This window comes from Cohnella baijiui, from assembly GCF_020731285.1.
GTDB lineage: Bacteria > Bacillota > Bacilli > Paenibacillales > Paenibacillaceae > Cohnella.
This window is the reverse complement of record NZ_JAJFOW010000009.1, coordinates 39,113-58,187: the sequence shown is the minus strand read 5'-3', so window position 1 is coordinate 58,187 and position 19,075 is coordinate 39,113. Positions and strand designations below refer to the sequence as shown.

Below are 19,075 nucleotides of genomic sequence, written 5' to 3'. Positions count from 1 at the left end.
GGTTGATTGCGTTAGAAGATACGAATAGGGCATCCCATCTGGATGCCCTGTTGCGATTTTTGTTATTTCAATAATAATTCCATGGCAACACGTTCTTTATCCGCGATCTCGAGCAACAGCTTGGAAACCTGGTTAAGCTCCTGGTGGTTTCCCGTTCTTCCCGCATGGTCGATCAAAGAAGATACGCTGACCCACAGGGGAGCGATTTCCGTAAACCGCAAATAGGCCTGTTCTACTTGTGGATCTCCAAACAGATCCACGCATTCTTTTAGAAAATCCCGATATAGATTTCGAAACAGAGCGCCGCCGGTTCCCGCTTTTTCCATTAATAATGCGGTCAAGCATAGATCTTGCTCCAGATTTTTGCTGCGAGAAGGCCACTTCAGAATTTCGCTACTCATCTTTATAATGCCTTTATTTCCTATATTTCGAATGGGCGGATTCAAGTAGTCATGCGCATTCTTGGTTAATGACGATCGAATGGCGGGTACAAGCGGCGGAAGGGTACCGATTGGCTCGAGCGTAAAGGAACGGTTCCTGGAGCTCATTGGCCCCTTCGCGTTTCTAGCCATGGCCAAAGCGGGTAAACGCGTCGTTACGAGATTACCCTGTTGTCTTGTATCCGCCATGTATGCGTATTCGTCATCCATGCCATATATCACCGCGTAGTGGGCGGCAAAGTGCACTTTGTTCGTGAAGTAATCCAAATAATACGAGTCCAATTTAAGCCCCACCGGAATTCCGCGTTCTATGAAGCTCCGTACGTTCTGCCACGCTTTTTCAACGGACGACGTTTCTTGCGTCCGGATGGGTAAGTTGAGCTGGGATGCTATGCGAGCAGCCAATTCATCCGGTTTCACCCTCCCCCCGATAAAAGGAAAGTCCATCGCCTTCGAATCCCAATAAATGAATCCCAACCCTTGCCCGAGTCCGAATAACATCGGCTCCGATAGCCGGACTCCCGCAAATTGAAGCAAGTTGCCTATCGTTGTCGTCTCGCAATGTTCTCCTTGAAAGGGAACGAAACCTTCAATGATGTTAGACATGTTCCTTCATCTCCTCCAACAATTCGTTGATTAAATTGGCGACGTACGCTTGCTCGCTCTCGATAAGATTCATCGGATGAAGGAAAAGCGCTCTTACGTACAGCGGCAATCGATCGCCGCCCTGCGATTCGTACTTCTGCCTTATATTTTTTAAAGCTCCTCCAAGAAAATCCAGCCGTTTTCGCAAAGCTTCAATGGCTTCGGCCTTCTCGACAAAAGGCAATGCGGCAAGTCCGAGATCAAATCGGTTATCGCGCTCTCGCGAAGAAGATAGGCTGGCGATAATTTCATTTCTCAGCGCAATCATACCGGCTTCCGTCATGGCAAATCGGGTCGGCATAGGTCCCTTGCCGGATTTCTCGCCGGAATCCGCAGACTTGATCAATCCTTTATCGTTCAATTTCTTCAGTCCTGTGTAAATGGAAGTCGTGCCAATATTCGCCCATTCCCGATAGCCGCGCTGATCGATTAATTTATGGATGTCGTAACCCGACGCTTGATTACGTTCCGCAATCATTTGCAGCAGCATAAATTCAACATTCGAAAGTTGATCCATAGAGAGACCCCTCTTATTCAATATTACATATACGTAATATAACAATAGTGTAATATAAGATCAAGTTCAACGGCATCTAGTAGGATTGTATGGGTTTTTGTCGAATTAGAGAGGAGTCGGGCGATTCCGCGCGAGCTGAAGCTTTAACGGTCATCATCCGTGCTTTGGAGAGCGACAGCTCGATCAAGGAACTGATCGAGGGGATGTAAGGAATAGATATGATGACTAAACGAAAAACGGCCCTTCTCGCAGGGGCATTCTTTATCGTCTTATTCCTGATTCGAATTACTTGGGCTTTGCTAGTGGCGCCGCCGGATCACCCTCGTGCGGTTCGGGGCGAGTTGGATTTGCGTAGCTTCGACTTCGCCAAGGATCGCACGATCGCATTGGACGGAGAATGGGAGTTCTATCCCGGCGAGTTTGTAATGCAAATCGGGTCGAACGCGATCTCATCCGGAGAGGGCAGGACGTACATTCCGGTTCCCGGCAAGTGGAACTCGTCTATATCCGCGCATAGCTCGCCATATGGCTACGGCTCCTATCGTCTGCGCATCAAGGTCAACCCGGATCACGAGCTGATTTATGGCATCCGCGTTTCGAACGTGCGTACTTCGGCCGAACTCTACGTAAACGATCGTCTGGTGGCGGGAGAAGGGAAGCCGGCAAAAAACAAGCAACAGTATACGGCCCGAAGCATGCCCTTCACCGCTGCTTTCAAAGCCGATACAGGCGAAATCGATATTGTCGTACAAGCCGCGAATTATGACAACATCTACCAAGGCGGATTGATAGAATCGATCAGGTTCGGCAGCGAACGCGCGGTGGACAAAGAAGCAGGCTTTTCCGCCAACATGCAGTTAGTCGTATGTGTCGTTCTGATGATTCATGCACTGTATGCGCTTATTCTGTATGCGATCGGCACCCGGCAAAAAGCTTTGATCCACTTCTTTATGCTCGTTGTTAGCACCGTCGTCATGACCTTGCTCGACGATGACAAGCTTTTGCTGGTTTGGCTGCCGGCCATAGGCTACGAGTGGTCCATGAAACTCGTTCTCCTGTCCTTTATTGGAGTCGCTGCCTTCCTGCTGCAGTTTGCCAAAAGCCTCTTGCCGGAACATGCGAAAAACAGCGTGTTCCGCTGGTTCCCCGTGCTCTGCGCGATGGCCGCGATCGCGATCGTGTTTTTGCCGGCCGGGTTGGCGCGGGGCGGATTGATCGTCTACTACGCCTTGGATTTGATCGCCTGCTTGTACTTTCTTACGTTCTCGCTGCGTACGGTCTTAAGGACCGATAAGGATGCCATTTATTTGGTCGTCGGCCTAACTGGTGTTTTGACGAATATCATGGGGGGCTTTCTCAAGGGGCTGCTCGATACGGGCTACTACCCGATCGACCTGATCGTTGCGTTCCTCGCGTTTGCGTCTTTCTGGTTCAAACGTTATTTCCGTCAATCCGTGCAAACGGCGAAGCTCGCCGAGAAGCTTCGGAAAGCAGACAAGCTGAAGGACGATTTCTTGGCCAACACCTCCCATGAATTGCGGAATCCGCTGCATGGCATCCTAAACATCGCCCAGAACGTTCTGGATTCCGGAATGAAGGATCAAGACGACCGAAATAAAGAGAACATGAAGCTGCTTATTTCCGTAGGCAAGCGAATGTCCTACATGCTGAACGATCTGCTGGACATGACGCGGCTTCAAGAGGATGGCATCCGCTTGCGCATAGGGAGCGTCCGCGTTCAGGGGGTCGCATCCGGCGTAACCGATATGCTTCGTTTCATGACGGATGGCAAGCCGATTCGTATCGTCAACGACATTCCGGTCAACTTCCCTCCTGTCATGGCCGACGAAAACCGGCTTACGCAAATTTTGTTCAACCTGCTTCACAATGCGGTAAAATACACAGTTCAGGGACAAATCACCATTAAGGCCGAGGTCAAGGACGGCAAAGCGAACATCATCGTCGAAGACACCGGCATCGGGATCGATCCGGAAACGCAGCAAAGAATGTTTGCGCCCTACGAGCAGGGGGACTCTGGCATTACGGCCATCGGAGGCGGGCTTGGTCTTGGGTTAAGCATATGCAAGCAGCTGGTGGAACTGCATGGAAGCGGGTTGGAGGTTCACTCCGTTCCGGGCCAAGGTTCGGTCTTTAGCTTTGCTTTGCGGTTAGCCGATTCATCCACCCGACAAGGCGAGGCGGCCATGATCGCCGCTTATGCAGAAGCGGCGGTTTCCGCTTCCTCCGAACCTCGCGGCGGCATTTCCGGACTGGAATCGGCGGCCGATTCGGACCGGCCCAACCTTCTGGTCATTGACGATGATTCCGTCAATTTGAATATATTGAGCAGCCTCCTTGCTTCCGAAAAATATCATGTTGTCACCGCTGCAAGCGGAAGTGACGCGATTGCCCTGCTGGATACCCGGGAATGGGACTTGATCATTGCCGACATCATGATGCCAAATATGTCCGGTTACGAATTGTCCCGCTTCGTTCGCGAGCGGTTCTCCGTCTCGGAGCTTCCCATTCTGCTTCTGACCGCTCGCGGCAGGCCGGAGGATATCGCTGCCGGATTCCTGTCGGGCGCCAACGATTACGTAACGAAACCCGTCGATGCGATGGAGTTGAAGAGCAGAGTACGGGCGTTGACGGAATTGAAGCAGTCGGTGCGCGAAAGGCTGCGCATGGAAGCGGCGTGGCTTCAGGCGCAGATTCAACCGCATTTTCTGTTCAACACGCTCAATTCGATCGCCGCGCTCAGCGAAATCGATTACGAGAAAATGAGCGCGCTGCTTGAAGCATTCGGCCACTACTTGCGGGCAAGCTTCGACTATCGGAATTTGGAACGGCTCGTTCCGCTTGAGCATGAGCTGGGTCTGGTCCGCTCTTATCTGTATATCGAAAAGGAACGTTTTGATGACCGACTGCACATTCGCTGGGAGGTGGACGAAGGGTTTCCTTTGCAAGTTCCCCCGCTCAGCATCCAGCCTCTTGTCGAAAACGCCGTACGACACGGCCTGCTAAGCCGCGAGGAAGGCGGAGAAATTCATATCCGAATTTCCGCCCAAGAACATGAGGCGGAAATTTCGGTCGCAGATAACGGCGTGGGAATGGATGCGGAAGCGGTAAGGAATATCCTGGACGGCCGCTTGGATGCAAAGGCGGGAGTCGGCTTGTCCAATACGGATCGGCGGCTGAAACAGCTATTCGGCAAAGGATTGCAGATCCAGAGCGTTCCGAATCAAGGCACGATCGTCCGTTTTGTCGTGCCCAAATGAGGAGAGGCATTTTGCCATCGTGCAAACCATTCCAATATGCCGGGACCGGGATCGGTCCCTGCTTCCTGTTTCAATTGGCGGGTCAGAAATTCATACTGTTTTTGGACGGAATCCGGGTCATTCAGCCGGGCGTATATGTTCATAAGCGCAAGATAACTATCTTCATGCAGCGGTTCCCGCTTCTGGATTTGATGGTAAACGCCAAGCGCTTCCATATTCAGGTTGTGTGTGACATAGAATTGACCCAATTGTTGGGCATGCTGCAACCATAGCGCCTTAAGCCTTTGGCGCTCGCTCTCCGCCCATACATAATGATCCTCTTCGTAAAAATCGCCGCGATACAGATCGAGCAGTCGCCGATGTTCGGGTGCCTGCTCGATGGAAACGGGGCTTAATCGGTGAAGCGCTTGCTCCCATTCTTCCGCGTCGATGCGTAGTTGTTTCGTCTCGAGGACATATCCGTACTGCGCGAATCGGATCGAGATATAGCCGTCCCCGATGGTATTCCATACGCTGCGAATCCGATTCATACTCGTCTGCAGGTTGGCGAGCCCTTTGCGTTCGTCCAATTCCGGCCATAGCAATTCCAGCAAGGCATTCTTGCTGACCACTTTCCCCCGATGATAGAACAAGTAGGCGAACAGCTCTTTTGCCTTCGTCGTTCTCCACTTCAGAAATTCCAATTCCCCGTTCGGCTTCCGGATTTGCATGTCACCCAAGCAATGGTACAACAATCCTTCCTCTTTCGGCGGTTCCGGATGATGCTGGGTAATGCGTTCACGCAGACGCTGTATGGTTTGGCTCAACCGTTCGCGTCTTAACGGCTTCATCAAGTAATCGGTCGCATCCAGTTCGAATGCCTCCACCGCGTATTCGTCATAAGCCGTCACAAAGACGATCTTCGTGCCCGGCGAGATCGAACGGATTCGCTCCGACGCCCTCAACCCGTTCAATCCCGGCATTTGGATATCCAGAAAGACGGCGTCGGGTTGGGATTCGCCAATCTGCTTGATCGCTAGCTCCGCCTTCAAGAAGGAGCCGACGACTTTACAATCAGGAAACTCCCCCAGCATTTTTTCCAATCGGATCAACGAAAGCCGCTCATCGTCTACCAGCATGACTTTCATTCGGCTGCAGCCTCCCAACCTTCGAACCTCGAATACCGATTTCTCATGCTCTATCTATATCGGCAAGACGGGAGTTCGATTTGATTCTGTGGTTAGAGATTGGTTAGAGGCTTTGTCTATAATGTTGTGCATAGAAAACCGTACTTTTTGTCGTTTGGTGCGGAATATTCGCTATGAGCAAGTGAATTCAAAGGAGGATCAAATGATGTTAGCAAAGATGAAATGGAAGAAGCCGCTCAACCTGCTATTGGCCAGCGCCCTGACAGCAGGCTTAGGGTCTGCTGCGTGGGCCCCTCAGTCAGCCAACGCGGCACCTGATCCTGTCTATCCGGGTGGGGTATCGAGCAGCTTGCACCTATGGCTTCGTGCCGAAGACGGCGTGACGGTAGCGAACGGTACCGTTTCGGAATGGAAGGACCAGAGCGGTCATGGCCGTGATTTCTCCCAAGTCGACCCTGCCAGACAACCCGCTTATAATGATGACAGCAACCGGCTGAACTTTAACAAGGCCATCACTTTAGATGGTGCCGATGATTTTCTGCAGAATGCGAATGGTATTCTGGGGAATAATATCTCCTACGATAATTTCAATGTGTTTATCATTTCGGAAACTGGGAATACGAGTAACTCCGTTTTTTGGGAAAATACGGCCGGCGGTGGCAGATTCCAGGTCCATCTTCCTTATGGCGGAGTCGTTTATTGGGATGCAGGGAATCAGGGTGGACAGCGAATATCCACTCCGGGCGTATCCGCTGAAGTAGGGAAATATTATATTTGGAACTTTAATTATGGTTTAGGCAGTACCACAGACGCCGGTCAATCCATTTACCGGAATGGGGAAAGTCTTAAATTTAAGGCCGGCCAGCCGACCGATCCTCCTATCAAGGGGGTTGGCAACCCCATGGTTCTTGGCAGAGAGATTGCTGACCAAGGTTATTATAAAGGTCAAGTAGGCGAATTCATTTTCTATTCAGGCCCGTTATCGGCAGAAGACAGACAAAAAATCAATTCCTATTTAGCGATTAAATATGGCGTCTCGTTAAACAACGTCAATTATGTGGACTCGTCGAATAACGTTATTTGGCAAGCGGACGCCAACTATAACAATAACATTGCAGGCATCGCCCGCGACGATGGTCAAGGTTTGCAGCAGAAACAAAGCCGTTCCGCCAACGATGCTTCCAAGCTGACGATCGGGATCGGCGACCTGTCGGAAAAAAATGAAGCCATCACAGAGGAACTGCAAGACAAACAGTCCTTGGTCTGGGGCGACAATGGCAAGACCTTAGCCTTCAAGACGCCCATGGACACAGCCAACAAAAACTATGCCGACCGGATCTGGAAGGTTCAAAACACCAACGGTGTTGGCGATGTGCAAGTAACGATTTTAAAAAGCGCCATCCCGGCAGATGCAACCTTAGTCGTAAGTGACAGCTCGGATTTTAAAGACGCTAAGGAATATGCATTAACTGAAACTTTGTCGGGTGGTGTCGCTTACTATACGACCACAACCAAAGTGGCGCTAGCAGATGGTCAATTTTTCACCTTTGCGATTCCGGTGCCCGGATTAGATCATGCCGCGCTTGAGCAAGTCGTAGCGGGCCAGAATCAAATCACGCTGAGCTTTGACCAGGATTTGGGAAGCTTGACGGACCTGAATGGATTTGTCATTAAAGTCGGCACCGATACGGTAACGATCAATGCGGGGGACTTTAAAGTGGATCCCACCGACGCGAAAAAGTTGATTCTCACTTTACCTAATGGAACGGACGTTAATGGTAAAACGGTGAGCGTATCCTATAACGGAACGGGCACTTTGAAAGGCACAAATGGGAGACCCGCTCATCCGTTTACGATGAATGCGATCGACTCGTATGCCGATGCTCTGTCGATCACAAAGCCAGACGCAGACCCGGTTACTGTACGCAAACCAACGATTGAAGGCACTGCAGAACCGGGTACTACAACGGTGAATATCGTGATCAAAGATGCAGATGGCATTCCGGTACCAGGTGCAGGCGGCGCTGCAAATGTTGACAGCAACGGCAACTGGACATTTATTCCGAATGTAAACTTGACAGACGGCAGCTACAAGATTGAGGCCACCGCGGTTAAAAACAACCGGACGGCAACAAAGACAAGCGAGATCCAGGTGGCGATACCGGCACCAACGTTAACCGTCACTGAACCAAGCGGCGATACGGTTTACGTGTCTAAGCCTGAAGTGAAGGGAACCGCCGACAAGGACGCAGTCGTCACGGTTACGATCAAAGACAAAGACGGTCAAGCCGTCGATACGCAAACCGTCACGGTCAATCCGGACGGAACTTGGAGTTACCAATCCGGTACAGACCTGGCGGATGGGGACTATACCATTGAAGTGACCGCTACAAAAGATGGAAAGACGTCAAAAGAAACAAAGAATGTCGCCATCGACACTTCCCTGCCGGCGTTAACCATCACCGAACCAAGCGGTAATGTGGTTTCCGTTTCTAAGCCTGAAGTGAAGGGAACCGCCGATAAGGACGCAGTCGTTACGGTTACGATCAAAGACAAAGACGGCCAAGTCGTCGATACGCAAGCCGTAACGGTCCATCCGGACGGTACTTGGAGCTTCCAACCCGGCACCGACCTGGCCGACGGCGACTACACCGTTGAAGCGACCGCGACGAAAGACGGAAAGACATCTACGCAAACGAAACCCATTACGGTTGATGCTGCAAACCGCTCTTCCCTGACCGGGCTGGAACTTAAGAGCTGGAATGGAAATTCAATCGATCTGGCGCCGGTCGCTGGCGGATCGAACCAGTATACGGCTTCCGTATTGAATAGCGTCTATGCCGTCACGGTTCTGCCAACGGCTCTGGATCCGAACGCGAAGATCGAGGTCTCCGTGAATAACGGCGCTTGGCAGGAAGTTCCGAACGGAGCGGCAAGCGGAGATCTGGATCTGAATGTAGGCTTGAATACGATTGTAGTGAAGGTTACGGATAGCAAAGGCAATGTAACGGAGTATACGCTGACCGTCACTAGAGCTTCTGAGGGCGGAGGAAATCCCGGCGGACCTGGTGGACCCGGCAGTGGTCCCACCCCCACGCCTACGCCATCTGTAACGCCGAAGCCGGATGAATCGGACATCGAAACCTCCGTAAACGGCCAGGATGGCACTTTTGCAACCGGCAAAACATCAACCTCGGGAGACCGCACGGTTACGTCGGTTCAAGTCGACCTAGACAAGCTTGCCGGGGAATTGGCCAAAGGAAACGGACAGAAACTTGGGATTCGTTCCCCGAAGGACGGCGATGTGAAAGTCGACGGATTAACGGCAGGAACCGTCAAACAAATCGCCGACAAGGGTGCAAGCCTGGAAATCAGCAACCCGCTTGCCATCTATCCGGTACCCGGCGGTAAGATGGACTTGAACGGGGTGTCCAAGCAACTGAATGACGCGGGGCTGGGCGACATCGCGGTCCACATCGACATCGCCCGTTCTTCGGATGCCGTCATTTCCAACGCCAAGAACCAAGCGGCTGCGGAAGGCTACGAGCTGCTCGTGACGCCGGTCGATCTCGATCTGACCTTCTCGCATGACGGCAAGACGGTCAGAACGGAACAGTTGAACGGATATGCAGCGAAATACATCGCTCTGCCGGACGGCATCGATCCGAATCGCATCACGACGGGTGTTATTATCAATGAAGACGGCAGCGTGTACCATGTACCGACGGTCGTTACGAAAGTCAACAATCGTTATTATGCACTGATTAACGATCTCCGCAGCCATGGTACTTACTCCGTCATCTGGAATCCGCAGGACTTCGACGATGTGAAGAACCATTGGGGCAAGACGGATGTGAACAATATTGCCGCAAGGCTTGATCTTGCGGGAACTGGGAACAATACGTTCTCGCCTAACCGCAACGTCACGCGTTCCGAGTTCTCGGAGATCGTGGTTATCGGACTGGGCTTGCTGCGTCAGAACGCTCCGGAGAATAAATTCGCCGATGTTCCGGATACCGCTTGGTACCGGAAAACGGTATCGATCGACAATGAATTCGATATCGTTCGCGGGTTTAACGACGGCCAGTTCTACGGCAATCGGCAGATTACGAGAGAACAGGGCATCGCGATGATTGCCCGGGCCTATCACCTGATCGAAACGCCAGCCGCGCTTAGTCAGGATGAGGCGAATGTTCTGCTGGCGCAGTATGGGGATGCGGCAAGCGTATCGGCTTGGGCGAGGGAAGATGTCGCTCAGATGATCCGCGCCGGAATCGTGCAAGGTCAAGGGGCGCAGCTCCTGAAGCCGCAGTCGAACATGACGCGCGCCGAAGTGACGGCGTTGATCGCAAGGCTGCTCAAAACGACCAATCTGATCGACAAGTAATCCTGTAATCCGGATTTGCCCAACAACCACCGCCGACCTCAACCGTCGTCGGTGGTTGTTTTTTGGTCCGGCTGGCTCTTTTTCACCGTTAGCCTCGTCAAGCTGAACCCGTACTCCAACAGTGCAATCAGAAGAAATCCTGATCCGTTCGGCATTATTCTGGAATAGGAGTCCGAAGCGTGGCAAAGGATTTTTTTATTTAAGTATTTACTTTATAAAGAATTGGATTTATAATAAGCGCATGGACACCTTCACAGTCATAGCAGACCCCAATCGAAGACGCATCATCGAGCTGCTTGCCGCGCACGGCCCTCTTTCCGCGACGGAGATCAGCAGCCACTTCGAGGTCAGCCCTCAGGCGATCTCGCAGCACCTGAAGGCGCTCCGCGAGGCGAACGTCGTCTCGATGGAGAAGAAGGCACAGCTGCGCATCTACCATCTGAATCCGGCAGCGATCCAGGAGGTGGAGGAGTGGGCACGGAGCTACCGGCAGATGTGGAGCGACCGATTCGAAGCTTTGGACCGATTGTTGCAAAGACGCAAAGCCCAGCAATCCAAAACCCAAACGGAAGGGAACGATCAATCATGACTACAAGCTACGAAACGAAGGTAATCGCGGAGCCCGGCAAGCAAGTCATCCTCATCGAGAGGGAGTTCGACGCGCCCCGGGAGCTCGTATTCGAGGCGTTCACCGATGCGGAGCTGTTCAAGGAATGGATGGGGCCGCGCCAACTCGCCATGACGCTCGAGGCTTTCGAGGCGCGGGACGGCGGGAACTGGAGGTACGTCACTCGCGACGACGCCGGCAACGAGTACGGCTTCCGGGGCGTATTCCATGAAGTCACGGCGCCCGAGCGGATTATCCAGACGTTCGAATTCGAAGGGATGCCCGAGAGAGGCCATGTCACGCTCGAGACGGCGACCTTCGAGGCGCTGCCCGGCGACAGGACGCTGATCCGGATGGAGTCCGTCTTCCGCAATGTCACGGATCGGGACGGCATGCTGCAGTCCGGCATGGAGGGCGGCTTGAACGAGTCGTTCGCCCGTCTCGTCGAGCTGCTGGCGAAGCTGAAGAACCGGTAATCACGCCGCCGCGCCATGCAATCGAAAGAGCTCACCAATTTTTGAGCCCCGCCAGCACCGGTTTTCAGTGAGAAAAAGGGACCTCAATCTCCACTTATCGTGGAAATTGAGGTCCCTTTTGTTTGAATGTCGGGATGATCCCCCGTCATGCGAGCAGTCAGGAGGCTCCGGGTCCGCCAGATGGAGCGAAATGCTCCAACTAGTGCGGTCAGGAGGCTCTGGGTCCGCCAGATGGAGCAAAATGCTCCATCGGGGCACAAGTCGCGTGCCCTCACCACTCCGTCGAAATAAGGAACAAAATGCTCCTTATTCTCTCGCGCTCCCGCCATTCCACCGAAATAGGAAACAAATTGTTCCTTATTCCCTCACGCTCCCGCAATTCCACCGAAATAGGGAACAAAATGTTCCCTATTCCCCCGTGCCCCCGCCAATCCGCCGAAATAGGGAACAAAATGTTCCTTATTCCCCCGTGCCCCCGCCATTCCGCCGAAATAGGGAACAAAATGTTCCTTATCCCATCACGGGCATCGGTTGATCAGAACATTATTAGAAGAAATGCGCGAATGCCTGGATATGATGCATGAATGGATCACGCAGGACCGGCGGCGTCGTCAACTGAAGAAAAATGCTCCAACCAGGGCGTTTGGGGCAGCTCCTTTTTCTAGCGGTCGATGCTGTTGTCTTGCTTGACTTAGACGATCCCTTGCACCAGCATGGCGTCGGCCACGCGCAGGAAGCCCGCGATATTGGCGCCGACGAGCAGGTTGCCCGGATGGCCGTGCTCCTCCGCCGCCCGCATGCTGCTCTCGTAGATGTTGCGCATGATGACGTGGAGCTTGGCGTCGACTTCTTCGAACGACCAGGACAGCCGCATGCCGTTCTGCGCCATCTCGAGCGCGGAGACGGCGACGCCGCCCGCGTTGGCGGCTTTGGCCGGTCCGAACAGCACGTCGCCCTCCAGGAACACCTCGATCGCCTCCAGGGTCGACGGCATATTGGCGCCTTCGCCGACGGCGATCACGCCGTTCGCGACGAGCGTACGGGCCGCGTCGGCGTCGATCTCGTTCTGCGTCGCGCAGGGCAGGGCGATGTCGCAGGGGATCGACCAGATGCCCGTACAGCCTTCCGTGTAGGTGGAGCCGGGATGCCGCTTGACGTATTCGCTGATCCGCTTGTACTCGACTTCCTTCAGCTGCTTGACCGCCTCGACGTCGATGCCGTTCGGGTCGTAGATGTAGCCGCCGGAGTCGCTGCAGGCAACGACCTTGGCGCCAAGCTCCCGTGCCTTCTCCATCGCGTAGATGGATACGTTGCCCGAGCCGGACACGACAACCGTCTTGCCTTCAAAGCCGAGTCCCCGGGCCTTCAGCATCTCGCCGACGAAGTAGACGCAGCCGTAGCCGGTCGCTTCCTTGCGCGCCAGGCTGCCGCCGTAGCCGAGGCCCTTGCCGGTCAGCACGCCTGCTTCGTGGCTGCTGCGGATCCGCTTGTATTGGCCGAACATGTAGCCGATCTCGCGCGCGCCAACGCCGATATCGCCTGCCGGTACGTCGCTATCGGGGCCGATGTACTTGAACAGCTCGGTCATAAAGCTTTGCGTGAAGCGCATGATCTCTTGGTCCGATTTGCCTTTGGGGTCGAAATCCGAGCCGCCTTTGCCGCCGCCGATGGGCTGGCCGGTAAGCGCGTTCTTAAAGATCTGTTCGAAGCCGAGGAATTTGACGATGCTGGCGTTGACGGAGGGGTGGAAGCGAATGCCGCCTTTGTAAGGGCCTAATGCGCTGTTGAACTGGACGCGGAAGCCGCGGTTAACCTGAACCGTACCCTGGTCGTCCACCCATGGCACTCGGAAGGTGATGACGCGCTCCGGCTCGACAATCCGCTCGAGGATGCCGCTTTCCCGGAAGCGGGGGTGCCGCGCGAACACCGGTACGAGGGAATCCAGAATCTCTTTCACGGCTTGATGGAATTCCTTTTCGTGGGGGTTGCGAGCGATGACGGCTTCGTATACGGAATGCACATAGCGATCGGCTTCTTGCTGAGTTTGATCGGTTACAGCCAACGTCATAGAGGGGTCTCCTTTCGTTTTTGCACTTTGTGCCATAAAACTTGCACTATATAAACAGAAATTTTATATGAAAACTATAAAAGTACGCCAATCAATCATTTTTTTAGGGTTGAACAAAATTGATAATCACCCCCCGGACAACACGACGAAAACCCCGTCACAGGCGTGACGGGGTGCTTCAATTTCGATCTACGTGAAACGAATTAGAGGAGGTCGCGGCGCAGGTCGGCGGCCGATCTCGGGGACAGGTGGCCGAGCGGGATGTCGAATACGGTGCGCGCGCCTTTGTGGCCTTCCCGATGCAGCTTGGCTGCCGCCCGCGCGTAGGCGACGAGCACGCTGGCCGTGAACTCCGGATTGCTCTCCAGCTTCAGGCCGAACTCGACGATTTGTTTGGTACCTTCGCCCGTCACGCCGCTGCGGATGACGAAGCCTCCGTGCGGCATGCCCCGGTGCTCGGCGCGGAGCTCCTCTTCGGTAATGAAGGTCACCGTCGTGTCGTAGTCCGAGAAGTAGTTCGGCATGTTCACGATCGTTTGGCGGATCTGCTCGAGGTCCGCCCTTTCCTCCGCCACGACGAAGCATTGGCGCAGGTGCTTTTCGCGGGTCGTGAAGTCCGGCGTCTCACCCCCGCGGATGCGGTCGATCACTTCCTGGACCGGAACCGTGTACTGCACGCCGTCCTTCACGCCGGGCACCCGGCGGATGGCGTCGGAATGGCCTTGGCTGACGCCCTTGCCCCAGAACGTATACTCCTTGCCTTCCGGGAGGATTGCGCCGGCGAGCAGGCGGTTCAGCGAGAACAGACCCGGATCCCAGCCGGTGGAAATAACGCTGACTTTGCCGGCTTGCTCGGCTGCCGCGTTGACCGACTCGTAGAACTCGGGGATTTTCGCATGGGTGTCGAAGCTGTCGACCGTGTTGAAGAGGCGCGCCAGCTGCGGCGTCTGCTCCGGCAGGTCGGTTGCGGAACCGCCGCACAGGATCATGACGTCGATCTTGTCGATATATTGCTCCGCGGCGGAGATGTGCTCGAACCGGGCGCTGCCGCCCGCGGACGCCAGTTGATCCGGCTGCCGCCGGGTGAAGATCGCGACGAGTTCGATATCCGAATTTTGCGCGATGGCTTTCTCGACGCCCTTGCCAAGGTTGCCGTAGCCTACGATGCCTACTTTGATTGTACTCAGATGAAGCTCCTCCTTCTCGTTCAAACGGGTTGGTGCGTTCTATTCTAGTATATAGGTCTCACATTGGATGTAAACTATAAATGCAAACGTTCCTCGTATTTCCATTCGATCTTTCGCAATCGGCAAGAAACGGGTCTCTTCCGGATGGGGTAAAATGAAGGAAAGGAAGGGAGGCGCGAATGATGACGAATTCGCCGGAAGCGAGAAGAACGGATCGGGCTTCGAAGGTGTTGAAGGCATCGCCGCACACGATCTATCAGGCATTCGTAGACCCCGAGGCGTGGCTGCAATGGCTGCCGCCCGACGGGATGGAGGGGCGCATCTTGGCGTTCGACGCGCGGGAAGGCGGCGTCTATCGGATGGCGCTCACTTATCTCGATCGGGGCCAGGCCGGACGTGGCAAAACCTCCGAGGATACGGATGTCGTCGAAGGGACCTTCGTGCGGCTGATCCCGGACGAGCGGATCGTGCAGCGGGTCGTGTTCGACTCGGACGATCCCGCGTTTGCGGGCGCGATGACGATGACCTGGTCGCTCGAGCCCGTCCCGGAGGGGACTCGGGTCACCATCGTATGCGAGGACGTGCCCGCAGGCATTCGCAAGGAAGACCACGACGTCGGTCTTCGATCTTCGCTGGACCAACTCGGCGCCTTCACCGAGTGAAGCCGGCAAAAGGACGGACGCCGATGCCGTATCGGCGTCCGTTCGGCTTTCTGGGGTTTTTTGGGGCTTGGCGAAGCGGGGGTCGGCGTGATAGGGTTGCAACTAATATCCGTGTAAATTCATAAGAAATTACGGAATAAAGTGTGGCGTTTTGCAAACATCCGTGTTATTGTAATTTTGTAATTTCAATTACACTTGCAAGACCAATCCAACCCTACCATGCGGAGAGCTATGCCAAAGAAAAATCCAAGCGTCGTCCTCTCGATCCGACTCGACGACCAAGCGCTGCGGGCGGTCGACCTGCTCGTGGAAGCGGGTCTCGAAGCCAATCGTTCCCGGGCCGTCTCGCACTTCGTGAATGCCGGCATCGGCGCTTCGGAGGAGCTGCTTCGGCGGGCGCAGCGACTGTCGAACGAAGTCCGGGAGCTGCGCGGCCACATGCTGGAGTCCGTCGGCCCGAACCATCTGGCGCGCCTGGCCGCGCTGGTGAACGCGGAGCGTGACGACGCCGCTTCACAGGCGGGCGGCGATCCGACGGATACCGCAACCCTGGTGGCCGCCTATATGCGTGCCAACGATATCAAGGAGCTGCTCATCAACAGCGGCGCCGAATTCAGCCTCTTCGAGGCGGCCGCCGTCGGCAGCACGAGCCGGGTGAGGGAGCTGCTCGCAGCGTCCCCGGAGCTAATCGCAAGCCGCAATGCCGACGGGTTCCCGCTGCTCAGCATCGCCGCCCATTTCGGCAACGAAGAGACGGTCCGGCTGCTGCTCGAGCTCGGCGCGGACATTCATGCCCGGAGCGCAGACGGCGACCTGAACAACCTGGCCATTCACGCGGCGATCATGGGCAGCTACACGCATATCGTGACGCTTCTGCTCGACGCCGGCACGGACGTCGACGCGCGCTGCGAAGGGACGCAGCGGCGGGGCTACACAGCGCTGCACGTCGCGGCGCACTTCGATCGGGACGCGCTGATCCGCCTGTTTCTCTCTCGGGGCGCCGACAAGTCAGCGCGCAATGCCGACGGCCTCACGCCTTACGAGCTGGCGGTCGCCCGGGGCCACGCGGCTTCCGCCGCACTGTTGAAGCCGTGAGGCGAAGGCGTTGACCCGCGGGCTGCCTGCTCCTCCTCCGCTCCGTGCGGAAGAGGCGCTTTTCTTCGATATTTAAACCCATTTTTCATATGGGATAAATATATATTAAATTCTCTACCGGACAGCCGGAGAGACGCGTACGACAAGCGTCTTTCCGGCTGTCTATTTTTGATTTTGAAAGGTGCGAATACCGCATGGAATATCGCAAGCTGGGCCGAACGGGGCTTAACGTGTCCGAGGTCAGCCTCGGCACGATGGCCTTCGGCCGATGGATCGACGAGACCGCCTCCGCCGCCGTCCTGAACGAGGCGCTGGAGCGAGGCATCAACCTGATCGACACCGCGGACGTGTACGGATCGGGCATGGACCTGAACGATCCGACCCGAACCGGCGAGGCGGAGACGATCCTCGGACGGCTGCTCCGGGGGCGGCGTCACGACGTCGTGCTCGCGACGAAGGTGCTGGCGCGGGTCGGGACGGGCGTCAACGACGCCGGACTGAGCCGCTACCACATTTTCCGGGCGATCGAGGGCAGTCTCCGCCGGCTCCAGACGGATCACATCGATCTGTATCAGGTGCACGGGTTCGACCCGGAGGTACCGATCGAGGAGACGCTGGGCGCGCTGGACGATCTCGTGAGGCAGGGGAAGGTCCGCTATATCGGCTGCTCCAACTACGCCGCCTGGCAGATCGCCAAAGCCCAAGGACTGAGTGCGCTGCACGGCCTGAGCCGGTTCGAGAGCGTGCAGCCCGAGTACAGCCTGATCACGCGGGAAATCGAGAAGGAGCTCGTCCCCTTCGTCCGGTCGGAGCAGGTCGGCGTCATCGCGTACAGCCCGCTCGGCCGCGGCATCCTGACTGGCAAGTACAAGCGGGACGAGTCGCCGCAGGCGGGGACACGGCTCGCGGCGGGGGAAAAGCGGCTCGCCGCGCTGCTGGAAGGCAAGCCCGCCTTCGACCTGGTGGACGCGCTCGCGCCGCTGGCGGAGGCGCGGGGCTGGAGCCTCGCCCAACTGTCGCTGTCCTGGGTGCTGAGCCAGCCTCACGTCACCTCGGCGATCCTGGGCGCTTCTCGGCCGGAGCAGGTGAGGGACTCGCTGCGCTTTGCCGATCAGCGGCTGACGGTGGAGGAGCTCGCCCGGATCGACGACATATCGCGTTCGCTCGGAATCATTCGATAGGAGGACAACATTTCCATGACAGAAACGCAGAGCCGCTCGCAGCGGCAGCTTCACCTCGGACTTTTCCTTTTTTCCACCGGCTATCATCCCGCGGGTTGGCGTCTGCCGGAGGCGGTCACGGACGGCGCCTTCGACCCCGCATTTCTCAAAAGCGTCGCCCAGCGTCTCGAGCAGGCGAAGTTCGACTTCTTCTTCCTCGGCGACGCGCTCGCCACCAGCGCGGACATGCAGCATCAGTTCCCGTCGCAGATGGTGCGGCTCGAGCCGTTTACGATGATCGCCTACCTGGCGGCGGTCACGAGCAAGATCGGCCTGATCGTCACGGCGAACACGACGTATGCCGAGCCTTATCATATCGCGCGGCTGACCGCCTCGCTGGACCATCTGAGCCGCGGCCGCACCGCCTGGAACGTCGTCACCGGCGCGGACGCCCGGGCGGCGCAGAACTTCAGCCGCGACAAGCACTGGGACAACGCCAAGCGCTACGACTACGCCGACGAGTTCGTCCAGGTCGTCAAGGATCTGTGGGACAGCTGGGAGGACGAGGCGTTCGTTCGGGACAAGGCGAGCGGCGCCTTCGTCGACGGGACCAAGGTGCATCCGCTGCACCACAGGGGCGAGCAGTTCTCCGTTGCGGGACCGCTGAACGTCGCCCGTCCGCCGCAGGGTCAGCTGCCGTTGCTGTCGGCGGGCACGTCCGAGCGGAGCCAGGAGCTGGGGGCGCGCTTCTCGAGCGCGATTTTCACCGGGCAGATTCTAATCAACGAGGCGCGTGCATTCTATGCCGGCGTCAAGGGCAAGCTCGCGCAGCACGGCCGGCGCCCGGAGGAGCTGTTCATCCTGCCGGGGCTCGTCCCGCTCGTCGGGCGGACCGACGAGGAAGCCCGCGCCAAGTACAGGGAGCTCAGCGGTCTGCTCGTAACGGACTTCGACCTTGCGCCGCTATCGGGCCGGATCGGCATCGATCTGGCGGGCTACGACTTGGACGGCCCGCTGCCGGATCTGCCGCAGTCCAGCCATCCGCCCGAAGGCGTCCGTGCGCTCGTGCGGCTCGCCCAGGACGCGGCCGGACACGACGACATCACGGTGCGCGAGCTGTACCACTTCTTTGCCGCGACCGCCCGGGGGCATCTGCTGATCGTCGGCGGACCCGAGACGATCGCGGATCGGATCCAGGAGTGGTTCGAGACCGGGGCGGCCGACGGATTCAACATCTGCCCGCCGTACATGCCGGGCGGACTGGATCTGTTCATGGACCTTGTCGTGCCGGTGCTGCAGGCGCGCGGCCTGTTCCGCACCGAATACGAAGGCGCCACGTTCCGCGAGCACTTCGGGCTCGCGAAGCCGGACAACAAGTTCGCCCGCGAGCGCACGCTGCAGGAGAGCCGGTCCTGATCGGCGATTG

General features: G+C 56.3%; 13 protein-coding genes. 8 read left to right on the top strand and 5 right to left on the bottom strand.

All coding sequences use genetic code 11. The annotated features are described in order from the left end of the window. Positions 1-62: 62 nt before the first annotated feature. Both LKX83_RS11840 and LKX83_RS11835 read right to left on the bottom strand, forming a co-directional pair. Positions 63-1,046, bottom strand: coding sequence for a BtrH N-terminal domain-containing protein (locus LKX83_RS11840; RefSeq protein ID WP_227882473.1), 984 nt, complete (start codon positions 1,044-1,046; stop codon positions 63-65). Next, positions 1,039-1,602, bottom strand: a complete 564-nt coding sequence (locus LKX83_RS11835; protein WP_227882472.1) for a PadR family transcriptional regulator — start codon at positions 1,600-1,602, stop codon at positions 1,039-1,041. Before LKX83_RS11835 ends, LKX83_RS11840 begins: the two co-directional genes overlap by 8 nt. Before the next feature lie 221 nt (positions 1,603-1,823). On the opposite strand from LKX83_RS11835, the gene LKX83_RS11830 reads away from it, so the two are divergent. Beyond that, positions 1,824-4,880, top strand: a complete 3,057-nt coding sequence (locus tag LKX83_RS11830; protein WP_227882471.1) for an ATP-binding protein — start codon at positions 1,824-1,826, stop codon at positions 4,878-4,880. On the opposite strand, the gene LKX83_RS11825 is transcribed toward LKX83_RS11830, so the two are convergent. After that, positions 4,844-6,007, bottom strand: coding sequence for a response regulator (locus tag LKX83_RS11825; RefSeq protein ID WP_227882470.1), 1,164 nt, complete (start codon positions 6,005-6,007; stop codon positions 4,844-4,846). The genes LKX83_RS11830 and LKX83_RS11825 overlap by 37 nt on opposite strands. Positions 6,008-6,212: 205 nt before the next feature. Here LKX83_RS11825 and LKX83_RS11820 point away from each other — a divergent pair, with 205 nt between their 5' ends. The 3 genes from LKX83_RS11820 (at position 6,213) to LKX83_RS11810 (ending at position 11,477) form a co-directional block, all read left to right on the top strand. Further along, positions 6,213-10,394 (top strand): DUF8202 domain-containing protein, encoded by a 4,182-nt coding sequence (locus LKX83_RS11820; protein ID WP_227882469.1) that lies wholly within the window; start codon positions 6,213-6,215, stop codon positions 10,392-10,394. Positions 10,395-10,635: 241 nt separating this feature from the next. Then, complete coding sequence (locus tag LKX83_RS11815) at positions 10,636-10,983, top strand: ArsR/SmtB family transcription factor (RefSeq protein WP_227882468.1); 348 nt, start codon at positions 10,636-10,638, stop codon at positions 10,981-10,983. Then, positions 10,980-11,477 carry an SRPBCC family protein gene (locus LKX83_RS11810; protein WP_227882467.1) on the top strand — a complete coding sequence of 166 codons (498 nt, stop codon included), beginning with the start codon at positions 10,980-10,982 and terminating at the stop codon, positions 11,475-11,477. The genes LKX83_RS11815 and LKX83_RS11810 overlap by 4 nt, the downstream gene beginning before the upstream one ends. A 691-nt stretch (positions 11,478-12,168) precedes the next feature. On the opposite strand, the gene gdhA is transcribed toward LKX83_RS11810, so the two are convergent. Both gdhA and LKX83_RS11800 read right to left on the bottom strand, forming a co-directional pair. Then, the gene (gene gdhA / locus LKX83_RS11805; protein WP_227882466.1) at positions 12,169-13,545 is read right to left on the bottom strand and encodes an NADP-specific glutamate dehydrogenase; all 1,377 of its coding nucleotides are present in this window, start codon (positions 13,543-13,545) and stop codon (positions 12,169-12,171) included. 203 nt (positions 13,546-13,748) lie between these two features. After that, a complete protein-coding gene (locus LKX83_RS11800) occupies positions 13,749-14,732 on the bottom strand; it encodes a diaminopimelate dehydrogenase (RefSeq protein WP_227882599.1) in 984 nt (327 codons plus the stop codon). Positions 14,733-14,911: 179 nt separating this feature from the next. On the opposite strand from LKX83_RS11800, the gene LKX83_RS11795 reads away from it, so the two are divergent. The 4 genes from LKX83_RS11795 to LKX83_RS11780 all read left to right on the top strand — a co-directional run bounded on the left by LKX83_RS11795 (position 14,912) and on the right by LKX83_RS11780 (position 19,065). Continuing rightward, the gene (locus LKX83_RS11795; protein WP_370639067.1) at positions 14,912-15,394 is read left to right on the top strand and encodes an SRPBCC family protein; all 483 of its coding nucleotides are present in this window, start codon (positions 14,912-14,914) and stop codon (positions 15,392-15,394) included. Between the two features lie 231 nt (positions 15,395-15,625). Then, positions 15,626-16,489, top strand: a complete 864-nt coding sequence (locus LKX83_RS11790) for an ankyrin repeat domain-containing protein (RefSeq protein WP_227882465.1) — start codon at positions 15,626-15,628, stop codon at positions 16,487-16,489. A gap of 194 nt (positions 16,490-16,683) precedes the next feature. Further along, positions 16,684-17,670: an aldo/keto reductase gene (locus tag LKX83_RS11785; protein ID WP_227882464.1), complete on the top strand. Its 987-nt coding sequence runs from the start codon at positions 16,684-16,686 to the stop codon at positions 17,668-17,670. A gap of 15 nt (positions 17,671-17,685) precedes the next feature. Beyond that, the gene (locus LKX83_RS11780) at positions 17,686-19,065 is read left to right on the top strand and encodes an LLM class flavin-dependent oxidoreductase (protein WP_227882463.1); all 1,380 of its coding nucleotides are present in this window, start codon (positions 17,686-17,688) and stop codon (positions 19,063-19,065) included. Positions 19,066-19,075: the final 10 nt, after the last annotated feature.